The 13,122-nt window shown below is 43.8% G+C and carries 13 protein-coding genes; 6 read left to right on the top strand and 7 right to left on the bottom strand.

What is annotated here, in order from left to right; translation table 11 throughout:
* Positions 1–42: 42 nt before the first annotated feature.
* The 3 genes from lysA to V6252_RS07080 all read left to right on the top strand — a co-directional run bounded on the left by lysA (position 43) and on the right by V6252_RS07080 (position 3,629).
* A complete protein-coding gene (lysA, locus tag V6252_RS07090) occupies positions 43–1,419 on the top strand; it encodes a diaminopimelate decarboxylase (RefSeq protein WP_341609879.1) in 1,377 nt (458 codons plus the stop codon).
* Between the two features lie 253 nt (positions 1,420–1,672).
* A complete protein-coding gene (dapF, locus tag V6252_RS07085; RefSeq protein WP_057758121.1) occupies positions 1,673–2,560 on the top strand; it encodes a diaminopimelate epimerase in 888 nt (295 codons plus the stop codon).
* A gap of 46 nt (positions 2,561–2,606) precedes the next feature.
* Positions 2,607–3,629: a tyrosine recombinase XerC gene (locus V6252_RS07080; RefSeq protein ID WP_341609878.1), complete on the top strand. Its 1,023-nt coding sequence runs from the start codon at positions 2,607–2,609 to the stop codon at positions 3,627–3,629.
* Positions 3,630–3,662: 33 nt separating this feature from the next.
* Here the strand turns inward: V6252_RS07080 and V6252_RS07075 are convergent, their stop codons facing one another.
* Entirely contained in the window at positions 3,663–4,532 is an 870-nt protein-coding gene (locus tag V6252_RS07075) for a nitrilase-related carbon-nitrogen hydrolase (protein WP_341609877.1), read from the bottom strand.
* Positions 4,533–4,819: 287 nt separating this feature from the next.
* Between V6252_RS07075 and rpoN the strand changes: the two genes are divergently transcribed.
* A complete protein-coding gene (rpoN, locus tag V6252_RS07070; RefSeq protein ID WP_341609876.1) occupies positions 4,820–6,463 on the top strand; it encodes an RNA polymerase factor sigma-54 in 1,644 nt (547 codons plus the stop codon).
* 359 nt (positions 6,464–6,822) lie between these two features.
* A complete protein-coding gene (gene hpf, locus V6252_RS07065; RefSeq protein ID WP_057758130.1) occupies positions 6,823–7,203 on the top strand; it encodes a ribosome hibernation-promoting factor, HPF/YfiA family in 381 nt (126 codons plus the stop codon).
* Positions 7,204–7,424: 221 nt separating this feature from the next.
* On the opposite strand, the gene thiS is transcribed toward hpf, so the two are convergent.
* The 4 genes from thiS to V6252_RS07045 all read right to left on the bottom strand — a co-directional run bounded on the left by thiS (position 7,425) and on the right by V6252_RS07045 (position 9,711).
* Positions 7,425–7,625: a sulfur carrier protein ThiS gene (thiS, locus tag V6252_RS07060; RefSeq protein ID WP_341609875.1), complete on the bottom strand. Its 201-nt coding sequence runs from the start codon at positions 7,623–7,625 to the stop codon at positions 7,425–7,427.
* A 127-nt stretch (positions 7,626–7,752) separates the two neighbouring features.
* The gene (locus V6252_RS07055; RefSeq protein WP_341609874.1) at positions 7,753–8,127 is read right to left on the bottom strand and encodes a DUF423 domain-containing protein; all 375 of its coding nucleotides are present in this window, start codon (positions 8,125–8,127) and stop codon (positions 7,753–7,755) included.
* A gap of 24 nt (positions 8,128–8,151) precedes the next feature.
* A complete protein-coding gene (rpoH, locus tag V6252_RS07050) occupies positions 8,152–9,015 on the bottom strand; it encodes an RNA polymerase sigma factor RpoH (protein WP_341609920.1) in 864 nt (287 codons plus the stop codon).
* A 240-nt stretch (positions 9,016–9,255) separates the two neighbouring features.
* Positions 9,256–9,711, bottom strand: coding sequence for a sulfurtransferase TusA family protein (locus V6252_RS07045; protein ID WP_341609873.1), 456 nt, complete (start codon positions 9,709–9,711; stop codon positions 9,256–9,258).
* A gap of 550 nt (positions 9,712–10,261) precedes the next feature.
* Between V6252_RS07045 and V6252_RS07040 the strand changes: the two genes are divergently transcribed.
* Positions 10,262–11,833, top strand: coding sequence for a M48 family metalloprotease (locus V6252_RS07040; RefSeq protein ID WP_341609872.1), 1,572 nt, complete (start codon positions 10,262–10,264; stop codon positions 11,831–11,833).
* Between the two features lie 42 nt (positions 11,834–11,875).
* Here the strand turns inward: V6252_RS07040 and V6252_RS07035 are convergent, their stop codons facing one another.
* Together V6252_RS07035 and rpsU are read right to left on the bottom strand one after the other, a co-directional pair.
* A complete protein-coding gene (locus V6252_RS07035; protein WP_057758141.1) occupies positions 11,876–12,325 on the bottom strand; it encodes a GatB/YqeY domain-containing protein in 450 nt (149 codons plus the stop codon).
* Positions 12,326–12,527: 202 nt separating this feature from the next.
* Entirely contained in the window at positions 12,528–12,743 is a 216-nt protein-coding gene (gene rpsU / locus V6252_RS07030; RefSeq protein ID WP_010195908.1) for a 30S ribosomal protein S21, read from the bottom strand.
* Positions 12,744–13,122: the final 379 nt, after the last annotated feature.

Raw genomic sequence — 13,122 nt, 5'->3', positions numbered from 1 at the left:
AATTTTCACCCTTGATAATCTGATTATATTAGAGATGTTTATATGAGTCATTCTGAACTACCTGCTGACTTGACCGATTCTGCTACTGGCGAATCCGTTACTATCCAAACTGAGCAAGGATTGTATGTTGACCCGAAAGCGTTGAGTGCTCACTTGCCAGCGCTAAGCTATCGCGACGATGCATTGTATATGGAGCAGGTCAGTATCGATGAGTTGGCAAAACAATATGGTACCCCTTGCTACGTGTATTCAAAGCAAGCAATATTGGACGTTTATCAAGCTTATACTGATAGTTTTGCTAGTCTGAATCATCAGGTATGCTATGCCGTAAAAGCAAACTCTAACCTTGCCGTGCTTGGTGTCTTGGCACAGGCGGGCGCTGGGTTTGATATTGTTTCCCGCGGTGAGCTAATGCGCGTGTTGGCGGCAGGTGGCGCAGCATCACGTGTGGTATTCTCAGGTGTGGGCAAAACGTACAGTGATATCGAATATGCGCTGACTCAAGGTATCGGCTGTTTTAACGTTGAATCTATCAGCGAGCTGACTTTAATCAATGAAGTGGCAAAGTCACTCGATAAGCCTGCGCCAATCTCGTTACGCGTCAACCCTAACGTCGATGCCAAAACCCATCCATATATCTCAACAGGTCTCAAAGACAACAAGTTCGGCATCACTCACGAAGACGCATTAGCGGTCTATAAGCAAGCGGCCGACTTATCACATATCGACATTGTTGGTATTGATTGTCATATTGGCTCGCAATTGACTGAAGTAGAGCCGTTTGTTGCAGCATTAGATAAAGTTATTGAGCTGATACATAGCCTGCGTGACGCAGGTATTGAGTTACAGCATATCGATTTGGGCGGTGGTTTAGGTGTGCGCTATATTGATGAGACGCCTGTGTCTATCGATGAGTTTGCCCAAGCTTTATTACCAAAACTTAGCGGGCTTGGTTTGACCGTGTTCTTTGAGCCAGGTCGTAGTATCGTTGCTAATGCTGGCGTGCTATTGACTCAAGTTGACGTACTCAAGCCGACTGAGCATAAGAATTTTGCTATCGTTGATGCCGCGATGAATGACTTGATTCGTCCTGCTTTATATCAAGCTGAGATGGCGGTGATTCCAAGTGTATTACCTAGTGCTGGTATCGATACGGATGGTACGCAGCCGTGGGATATCGTTGGCGCGATTTGTGAGACGGGTGATTTCTTGGCAAAAGACCGCCTACTATCATTGGCCACAGGCGATGTACTTACCATTACAGGTGCAGGTGCTTACGGCTTTACCATGAGTAGTAACTATAACTCACGCCCGCGTGCTAGCGAAGTAATGGTGTCTGGTGATAGTCATCAGCTTATTCGCAAGCGCGAAACGATTGAAGCGTTATATGCAGATGAAACATTGTGGCAGGATAAATAGCATTGTAAGACGCGTTAATTGATATGGTCATCGATGGCTGTGTTGATTAAATAGCTTTTTAATTATAGCTCTGTTGATTAAAGAGAACCCACTGTGGCGATAACAGTGGGTTTTTTTGTGCCTAATGCTAAGTAAGTAGGTCAGTTGTGAGATATACATATAACTTGGTATTTGATAGCGGTGATAATTATGATTGTATCTGACAGCGTGCTAATATAAGGCATACATAAAAATAGGATAGGACATCAAAGATATGCTAATAGAGTTTACTAAAATGCATGGGTTGGGTAATGATTTCATGGTCATTGATTTAGTGACCCAGCGCTTAGATTTGACCAAGGATTTGGTGCAGTTATTGGGCGATCGTCACCTAGGCATTGGTTTTGATCAGCTGCTCGTAGTTGAGCCACCCATGCGCCCTGATGTCGATTTCAGTTATCGTATCTTTAATACTGATGGCACCGAAGTCGAACAGTGTGGCAACGGCGCTCGTTGTTTCGCGCGTTTTGTGCAAGCACGTAAACTGTCATTTAAGCAGCGTCTACGCGTTGAGACGGCCAGTGGTATTATTTCCCTGACTACTGATCGTTACGGTTGGGTAGATGTCGATATGGGCAAGCCTAAATTTGAGCCAGATGAGATTCCGTTTAGCCCAAGAGCGACGACCAAAATCCAAAACACCTATCATCTTGATGTAAATGGTACACCTGTACAGCTGTACGTTGCCAATATGGGCAATCCGCACGCTGTGATAAAAGTCGATGACGTACTCGATGCAGAGGTCGAGACTCTAGGTAAAGCAATTGAGTCGCATCCTGCATTCCCAGACCGCGTCAATGTGGGCTTTATGCAAGTGATGAATCAGCGCCATATTCGTCTACGTGTGTACGAGCGCGGTGTGGGTGAGACCCAAGCTTGTGGTACGGGCGCGTGTGCAGCAGTAGCCGTTGGTATACGTGAAGGCTGGCTTGATGAGGGTGAGGAAGTTCGCGCACAGTTATATGGTGGCAGTATGATTATCAAGTGGCAGCCAGGCTATTCAGTTACGATGACGGGTCCGACCGCTTTTGTCTATGAAGGTGTATTTAGTCCAGATGGCCTGATGGCACAAGCAGGTCTTAAACCCAATGCTGAAGGCTGATAACTGTTGTTAGGCCAATCGTATAAATACCAAGGATGGTTATAATATGGTTATGTCTACTAAAGGCAGTCAGGCGGCTAGCTCAGCACCTTGGCTATCTACTGAGCTAGCCGCCACTATAGAGTCAGCCGCTGCGTTACGAGAGCTACTCGCACCTGTGCATCGTTGGCTCAATACGTTGTCTGTGCGCAACCATTCGCCGCATACTCTGACCGCTTATTTTGCTGGTTTAAATCAACTGGCGTTATTTTTGCGTGGTAAGCGTCTAACGTGGACACGCTGTGATAAACGGCAACTTGCCCAGCATATCAGTCAGCGTCTTGATGAAGACAAGCTAGCGCTTGCCAGTGTTCAGCAAGAGTTGTCTGCGATTCGGCATTTTTATGGTTGGATGATTGAAGAAGAGCTAGCACGTATCAACCCAACCACTGGCTATCAACTTAAGCGTAGTCCTAGACCGCTGCCTTCTATCGCTGATGTCGATTTACTGACTCAGCTACTCGATCAAGAGATTCCTGATACGCCAGAGCAAGCGCGCTTATGGTTACGTGATAAAGCTATGTTCGAATTGCTCTATAGTAGTGGCTTGCGTGTTGGCGAGTTGGTTGCACTCGATATGGCAGATGTAGATTTGTCTGAGTTACGGGTACGAGTCACGGGTAAGGGGAATAAAACACGCCTAGTACCATTAGGGATAAAGGCTGCAGAAGCAATTAGTCGCTATCTGCCGCATCGTAACCTATGGGTAGAGCAGATGGATAGCGCATTGTTCATCAGTGAAAAGCTCGGCACCAGATTATCAACACGGGCAGTGCAACAGCGCTTAAAAGTTGCTGCTACTCGCGCAGGTATCGCACAAAACATGTATCCACATCTACTGCGTCATTGTTTTGCATCACATATGCTGTCAGGCAGTGGTGACTTGCGAGCCGTACAAGAGATGCTCGGGCATAGTGATATTAGCACCACGCAAATTTATACCCACGTTGATTTTGCAAAATTAACACAGGTTTATGATCGCGCCCATCCACGAGCAACTCATGCTCAAAATGATAAGAATCCTAACTAGTATTTGAATACGAAATTTACCGTACTTACTAACCTACGCCAAACGATGACAATCAAAGATAGGCAGCTTCTGACGGCCTTGCTCTTGCGCTTGCTTGTCTAATGACGCCATGACGATGGCATATTGTTTATCCAACTCGCTATCGTCATAGCTTGCGATAAAACTACTATCAAACGCTGTAATGGCTGCATGTCCCCATGTTTGACGGGTACTACCATCTTTGTAAAGATGATCACCACCTTGTGCTGCGCCGATGACCATACATTGACTATCTAGAGCACGCGTCCGTAATAACAGCGACCAGTGCGCTTGTCCAGTCAAGTAAGTAAAGGCAGAAGGTGCACTCAATAGTTCGGCACCTGCTTGTCGCAGACGCTGCGCCAATGCTGGGAAGCGCAAATCAAAACATACCATCATGCCGAGTTGATAGACTGTATCGCCTACTGCTAGTGGCGCAATTACGGTCTGCGTACCCGGTTCAAAGGTTGCTGCTTCGTTATAGCTGCCATGCTTATCGGCCACAGTTGCGGTAAACAGATGAATCTTGTCGTAGCGTGCGACACGGGTACCATCTGGTGCAAACAGCTGGCTCACTTGGCGCAATCTACCATCAGGAACGACAGTGCCATCAGGGCGATAATGGCAGGGTAACGAGCCTGCTAGTACATGGATACCAGCAGTGCGTGCGTAGTCTGCTATCGTCGCTGATAAGTCATCAAAACGCTCAGCAGTAGCAGACTGCTGCCCCATGCTACAGCAGTTCTCAGGCAATACAACAAGCTCAGCCCCTTGGCCTTGTGCATCTGTGATGGCGGCTTTGATATCTGCTAGATTATCCTCAACATTCTGCTGACTGTTCATTTGAATAGCAGCGACGTTAAGTTGATGGTTACTTGAATTCATGACAATATTCCTATTGGGTATGAGCTGTATTGGTCATTTGCCGTAATTTGTTTATTATAATATTTTCGCGGTAATGAGCAGACTGCTCGTATTTATAGATTGCTCATCCTTGCCAAGATGATAGTCTGCTATCAATAGCAAACCAAACGTATCCGGACAAAACATAAATTATCATAGCAAAATTGTGGCAAAAAATGCTATCGTCATGTCCTGATAAGATTTATGTCGTTACCTTTACTGACAGAATAAACACAATATCACTAAGATCGGAGTGCAAGAAGCCGCCCATGAGTATGTCGTTCGGATTGGCGACCACGCTGAGCAACTCACAAAAGCTAACCCCGCAAATGCAGCAAGCCATAAAATTGCTGCAGCTCTCTAGTCTTGAGCTCGCACAAGAGGTTCAGGCAAAGCTAGATAGTAATCCATTACTTGAACGTATCGAAAACGATGACGAATACGACAGTGGTGACGATGAAATAGAGGAGTGGAGCGAGCCGTTGACGCTTGATAGTTGGAATCAAAGTAGCAGTGACTCATTTGACTCAGTACCTACTAGCGGTACAGAGTACAGCGGCGATAGTAGTGATAGCTTCAGTGATAGTTTGGATAAATTACAACAGCCTAATATCGATGATAGTGCAATAGATGTAGATAGCTATAGCAGTTCTGATGCCGATAGCTTTGACACGGGTAACTATGCCTCTACCGCAACAGGCTCTGGCAATAGTAGGGGTGATGAAGATTTTGATAGTTACCAAGGCGGTACATCGTCCACCATTCAAGATCATGTGCGCTGGCAGCTGAACTTTAAGCGTTTATCAGAGGCCGATACGCTGATTGCAGAATATTTAATAGACTCCATGGACGATATGGGCTTTATTCGAATTGATATAGATGAGCTGCTGCAGAGCTTTGATACGATGGCAAGTTTCTATCAATGGGATGAGCGCGTTGAAAAAGAAGAGGTCTTAACTGTATTACGTATCATCCAGTCCTGTGATCCAGTTGGCGTGGGGGCGCGTCATTTAAGCGAGTGCTTATCGATTCAGCTATCTAAACTAGATGCCCGCACCGAATACCTACAAGAAGCCCAAGCGCTATTATCAGCGAGCGAGCATTTAGTCAGTAATAATATTAAAGCACTGACAGAACGCACAGGGCTTGCACCAGAATACATCACACCTGCGCTTACGTTACTACGTACCTTAAACTCTTCACCAGGGCTACTGTTTCAGTCTAGCCAGCCCGACTATGCCCAGCCGCCTGAGAGCTATGATATTCCAGATGTGTTGGTCACACCTGTTAGAAACAATAAGGCGACAAGCAACTCTGAAGTAGAAGAGGATGGCTGGTATGTACGCCTTAATCCAGATACCTTACCAAAACTACGCGTGAACCAAGAATATGCCAACTTAGTCAAGCGTGGCGATGACAGTCCTGACAATCAATATCTGCGCGAAAACCTTACCGATGCTCGGCTGTTTATTCGTAGTATCGAAGAGCGCAATCAAAACCTACTCAAAGTAGCAACTAGCATTGTACGCTATCAACAAGAGTTCCTGCAGCATGGGGCAACCGCCATGCAACCCTTGATATTAAAGGCAATTGCTGAAGAAGTTGACTTGCATGAGTCGACAGTCTCACGCCTTACCACCAGTAAAACCATCTTGACGCCGCAAGGATTGTTTTCTTTAAAACACTTCTTCTCCTCTCACGTAAGTAGTGCTGATGGAGATATCTCATCGACCGCTATCAGTGCCATGATTAAAAAGCTCATCGCTGACGAAGATCCCAAAAAACCCTTGTCAGACAGTCGTATCAAGGATGAGCTGTTAGCAGATGGTATCGATATAGCCAGAAGAACCGTCGCCAAATATCGTGAAGCAATGAATATTGGCTCGTCTACTCAGCGCAAACAGAAATATTAATTATCTAAGTTCACCTTTCTATAAGCTTAATGGCTACTTGTCTGTATAGCGCAATACAGATATAAAAAATAAAATTTTTTGATTATATAGAAACCAAGTAGAAATAATAGGTATTGTTACACTTAATTACAATTCAATGGCTTGCTACTGGGCGATTTTCATGACAAATTAGAGTCATACCAACAACGAACACCAAACGCCGATTTATAGTATTTATTTACAACTAATAAAGGAGACGATAAAAGGATACGTCGACACATTACTAGAGGCATTGGGATAGTTAGTGGTAAGGCAGGATGACAAGAGCAAGAATGCTATCTCATCTGTTGATTGTAAGTTACAAATAAAAGGACAACAATATGAATGTTTCTATCAGTGGTCATCATATCAGCGTTACCGAAGCTATGGACACAGCAGTACGCGAGAAGCTTGAAAAAGTAGAGCGTCACTTTGATCAGATACAAAGTATTCAAGTGATTTTATCGTTAGACAATAGCGGTGCTAGCGACGGCGGTAAAAAGAGCCATAAAGCTGAAGCAATTATGCGTGTCTCGGGTCAAGAAATGTTTGTCCAAGCGTATGAAGATGATATGTATAAAGCCATTAACGAGATGGCAGACAAGCTAGATAGACAAGTACGTAAGTATAAAACCCGTCAAGAGCGCAAAAAGACTCAGGGTGCAGGACGCGATAGTCGCTATCAGGATCTAACACCTGCAGAAGCAGTACCAGCAGCATAGTTCGAGTTTAAAAATTTGAACACTATCGTTATAAGCTAGTGAAAGCAGACTAAGAGAATAAAAAATTTATAAATAGCTACTGCATTGGTTTGTAATTGATATAAAAAAAGACCTCTAACTTGTAATAAGTTGAGGTCTTTTTTAGCATTAGTAGACTTAGCTAGTAAATTTAGAACAAAAATGAACTAGCTGTCAGCTCAAGCTTATCTATCTAAACATTATTAACCACCGCCGACAGCTTGTACTACTTCTATATTCATTCCTTCTACGATATGTAGTTGAGCAAGCTCGCTTTTTGGCATTAGCTCGCCATCGACTTCTACAGCGTAACGACCCTGACTAAGGCCAAGCTCATTGATGACCAATTGCACAGTCTGATGAGTGGTTTGCAAGCTTTTACCATTGACACTAATGGTGCTCATAATAAATACTCCCTACTAAATTAAAATTCCTGTGTATCCGCTATTCACTACGTACCTTTCATTTTATTACTGATAATTCATTGCAGCTAATGAAAAGAGCTAAGAATCACAATAACTATTAAATAGCTCAGCTAACTGAGTCCTTCAATCGAAAGGCGGAAACGGCCAACCATAGCCAACCTGCAATCATAAGAACGCCGCCAATAGGCGTAATCGCACCGAACCAGCGCGGTGCACCAAGCGTCATGGCATACAAACTACCAGCAAAAATGATAATACCAATTTGTAGTAACCAAGCGGTCGTCTGAGTAATATATTTTAAACGAATCAGTAAACCCACAAGTAGTAGTCCTAGCGCATGTACGAACAAATACAGCGTTGCCGTATGCCACCATTCAAGCTGTTGGATGCTGACGCGGCCTTCTAAACCATGAGCACCAAACGCGCCCAGAGCAACAGCAATAGCCATATTAATTGCGGCAATACCGATCCAATTTAACATTGAACAACTCGTATCATCTTAAGGCTACTGGATATCATTTGGCAGAATCACACTATCAATGGTCATCGCATCACGAATCTTGTCCATGGCATTCTTTTCAATCTGACGGACGCGTTCAGCTGAGATAGAGTAAACTGCTGCTAACTCATGCAAGGTGGATTTCTGCTCAGATAACCAACGCTGTTCGACGATATCACGCGAACGATCATCTAAAGTGCCCATAGCAGCGATGAGTGCTGATGAGTTGTTCTCTTCCCAATCCGCTTCTTCTAACTGCTCAGCTGGATCGATACCGTCTTCCAAAAATAGCTGAGGGGCGTAACGACCATCATCATCGTCGCTTGACTGCGCCTCAAACGAAGCATCATAAGAAGTTAAACGTGACTCCATCTCTAACACTTGCTTGCGTGTGACATTCAAGTCATTAGCGATAGCGTCCGCTTCTTCTAGTGTTAGCTGATTATTGGTCTTCTTAAGGCTACGCAAGTTAAAGAACAGTTTACGATGAGCCTTGGTAGTCGCAACTTTCACAATACGCCAGTTGCGAATCACGAACTCATGAATTTCAGCTTTTATCCAATGCACAGCAAAGGATACCAAACGTACGCCTTTATTTGGATCAAAACGTTTGACTGCTTTCATCAATCCTAAGTTACCTTCTTGGATTAAATCTGCTTGCGGCAATCCATAGCCCGAGTAGCTACGCGCGATATGAATTACAAAACGTAAATGCGACATTACCAGTAGACGAGCGGCTTCGACATCACCTTCATCATAATAGCGATGCGCCAACTCTTGCTCTTGTACCGGCGTCAAAATAGGGATCTGATGGACAGTATTGATATACGCACCCAAATTGACCCCTGGCGCTGACAAGTGAGTTGGCATAGCTGGTACTAAATCGCGCGTACTGGTATTGCCCAATGTACTCGCGTCATAAGGTGGTCGCTGAGCAGCGGCCTTTAATGCAGCATCGCGTGCATCATTTTTTATAGGAGCTGAGCCATCTTTTTTATTTGTATTTACAGCATCAGTAGAAGTATTAGCCATATTCTTGACCTTGGTTAAATAGTTAAGCAAATAGTCAGATAAAAATCTTTATGATTTAATTGTAAAGGATAGCAGCGCTTAGTTGCTATCAGTTTTGGTAATGATGAAGTGATATATTGTAGCGAAACGCTGTAATGATGTGCCATCAACTGACGAGCGGTCAGTAACTTCATTGACCACTAGCTCTAAACAATCTGCCGCCTGTGATTGCTGACTTTGTCTACAAAACGCTGTGATATCAGCTTGCGAGTTAGGGTCAGTTGCAACCACGTACAGCGACTCACCAACTGTTACGTCACGTAATGCGACCTTAGTTTTTAACAATGGCATCGGGCATGCAAGACCGCGTCCATCAACAAAACCTTTTATATTTAGTCCAGATTGTGCTGTAGCTAAATCATCTGAATTATGACTTTCAGTCGGTAGCAGCTCTAGTAAACTCGCAATGTCGTTCTGCTGTGCATCAGTCAAATTCGCTGATAACTGTATAGAGTGCGATACACGTTCGATGACTAATTCACTAGCAGCGGGCATAACTTAAACCTTGTAGATATCTATATTTTAATTTGTTCTATTAGCAATAGGCTTTGATATCGGGTACGAACATAATCCATCAATCATAAATTATGAGGTCTTTATAACAGCCATCACAGTCATCTAAAACTACTATCATTGCTGCTTATTATACCAAATAGACAATGTATAGTTGCAGTTGAATATAATCAACGCTGTGTTCGGTTCACTAGAACCATATAACCAAGAGTTGCACGATTAGCAATTGCCCGATTAAGAGTCATACGATTGAGACTTACTGCATAAATAATGACCCAATGAATAATTACACAGCTATGTTGCGCAATCGTGACGGGTGGCTAAGTTATTGGTAGTTAAGTTCATTGTAGAATTGACCTTGTATAAACAAGCTCGTATAGTCGAAAAGACGTCGTCAATTATCTTATAGGATATGCACTTGTACCACGCTAATAGAACAAAGCGACCTAATAGTAACCACAAACCTTTAATAGCCAAAAAATCTGTAGGCTTACCAATTATGTTGTCTAAGCAAAAAGGTAAACGTCATTTTATGAGTGTAGCTTTGCTAAATAGCGTCAAGGTAGGGTTGTCAATAATGCTACTAGCCATAGCCAGCGGTGCGCATAGTCGTGAGAGTCAAACAATGCCATTTGCTGATAGCTCGTGGCAAGTCACAGATCCGCAAGCGCTAGATCTACCAAATCTGCGCGGGCAAGGCTTAAGCTTTGCTGAGCAATATCAGAATAAAATGCTTGGCGAATGGTCATTACAGAATATCAATGGCCGTGTCAGAATGGAACATGATCCTTGGGTACAAGAAACGATAAAAGACATGACATGGCGTCTCAATGCCCAAGCTCGTCAGCAAGCACCACTTGGCGTCGTCATCATTGATAACCCCAGTATCAATGCCTTTGCAGCGCCTGGTGGTGTAATCGGCATCAATACTGGGACGATACTGTCAGCTAGTAGCATGGATGAGCTGGCAAGCGTCGTCGCGCATGAAGTTGCGCATATCAGTCAACGGCACTACGAAAGCGGCGCTGACGAACGTAAAAAAGCCTTGCTGATGCAGCTAGGTGGTATGCTAGCTGCGATTGCTGCCTCAGCTGTCGATGGTGATGCCGCTGCGGCTGTGATGATGGGCAGTCAGACAGCCTCTATGAATAGCAGTATGGCCTTTAGCCGTAGTAACGAGCGTGAGGCTGACCGAGTAGGGATGCAGATTATGACCCAAGCGGGTTATGATCCTCGGGCGATGCCACGGTTTTTTGCCACGATGAATCAACAGAGTCAGTTAAATCAAGTTGAGAATCAATTTTTACCGAGCTTTGTACGCTCACATCCTCTGAGTAATGAGCGGTTGAGCGAGTCACAAAGTCGCGCTCAGCAGTATCCAGCGCTCTCATTGAGCCAGCAGCAGCGCCATCAAGCATTATTTGATTTACTGTATTGGCGTGTGCAAGTGACTGGTAAACATGCGTCTGAAGTGACGCTGACAACGGCCGCCAAAAACAGTCTCGGGGCCAAACTTGCGCTAATGCATTGGTATGGAGAGCAGCAGCGTTTTACAGATGCTAATAAGGTATTGGCTGAGATAAATACGTTATCAAATACGCAGCGTCAAAATTTAGAGCCTCTATTGTCGATTACCCACAGTCAGTTATTGAGTGAACAAGGTAAGTGGCAACAAACCGTAGATGTATTGGAGAGTCAACAGCGCCTATATCCTGAGCGCCGTGATTTACGTCTTTATCTGGCCAAAGCACTGACTAATAGCAATCAGCCGATAAAAGCTCAGGCGCTGTTGAAGCCACTAACAGAACAGCAGCCAAGCGATCGTTATGCATGGCAAAGCTTGCAACTTGCCAATGAAAAACTTGCTAAGACCACCACCTCACCACAGTTAGCCAATATCGCGACGATTAATGCATTGCGCTATCGCAGTTATGATCAGCTATGGAATGGACGCTATGAGAGTGCGCTGACCTCTTTGACACAGGCCAAACAGTTGACGGAAAATCTGCAAACTACAGATCAGGCCAATAGTGCGCGTCCGTTATTGGCCAATATTAATGCAGAACTCAAAGCAATAAAAACCGCCCAAGACTTTAAGCCTTAGACGGTTATTTGTACAGATTAGCCTGCCAATCAATAGCAAGTGCTAGCCTTGTAACGCGTCTTTAACCATTTTAGAAATCAAAGCAGGATCAGCACGGCCAGCTGTTTTATTCTTTAAGACACCCATGACGCTGCCCATATCGCGCATAGACGTAGCACCTTGCTCAGCGATTTCAGCATTTACCAATGCCATAATCTCGTCTTGATTCATTTGTTGCGGCATAAACTCGTTGATGATATCAATCTCAAACTGCTCTTTGGTGGCCAAGTCATCACGGCCATTTTCTGTAAAGATAGTTAGTGACTCTTGACGCTGCTTTAGCTGTTTTTGCAAAACTTCTAATACTTGCGCATCATCAAGTTCTGTCTGACGGTCAATCTCGATTTGTTTCACTACTGACTGTACGTTGCGCAGTACTTTGACGCGCTCAAGCTCACGAGCTTTCATTGAAACTTTGATATTGTCTGATAACGTCTGTTTAAGTTGGCTCACTGCTATTATCCTTATCGATCTGTTAAATGCTATTCGTTAGAGGTCGTTTGTTAAATTTTAGAACAAAACCTGCTGATAGTGGTTTTAATAAAAAATTATGTCAGCAGTAATAACAAAAATTGTAGCATAAAAAACGCCACTGATATCGATTGATAACAGTGGCGTTAGTGTAGCGCTTGTACTTAGCTAATCAGATTACTGATTAGTACATACGAGTGGTACGAATAGTTTCGCGTTGTAACTTTTTCTTATAACGCTTTACGGCAGCAGCTTTTTTACGCTTACGTACTTGCGTTGGTTTTTCATAAAACTCACGCTTACGTACGTCTGATAATACACCAGCTTTTTCACAAGCACGTTTGAAACGACGGATAGCGATATCAACTGGTTCGTTTTCTTTAACCTTAACTGCAGGCATGAAGACTCCTCGATTAGGATGAGATATAAGGGCATTAGTTTGGCTGTGTATTAGTATTTAGCCGTAATATCTCAAGATTACAGGCATCAGCTCAAACTAGGACAATTCTCACGCATTAGCGTAAGGGCAGGTATTTTAATAAAAAATACCAACAAAGTCAATGATTTTAAGCATTTATTGCCGATAGGTTATTCAATTAGATAGCTATTTGAATTTGGCTCTCAAGCTATGAATTCGACATATATACAACGCTTGATCAATAAAAAATCCCTACCGTCTATAACGGTTTGATTGGAGTTTATGCTATGATAATTCCCATATTATAGGGTCTATTGAACTTTCAAATATTAGGGCTGCTGATGGCTAAAATCACCCCAAA

Source organism: Psychrobacter proteolyticus (genome assembly GCF_038155145.1).
Lineage (GTDB): Bacteria > Pseudomonadota > Gammaproteobacteria > Pseudomonadales > Moraxellaceae > Psychrobacter > Psychrobacter proteolyticus_B.
Note: the sequence above shows the minus strand (reverse complement) of the source record. Positions and strands in the feature narration are given on the sequence as shown.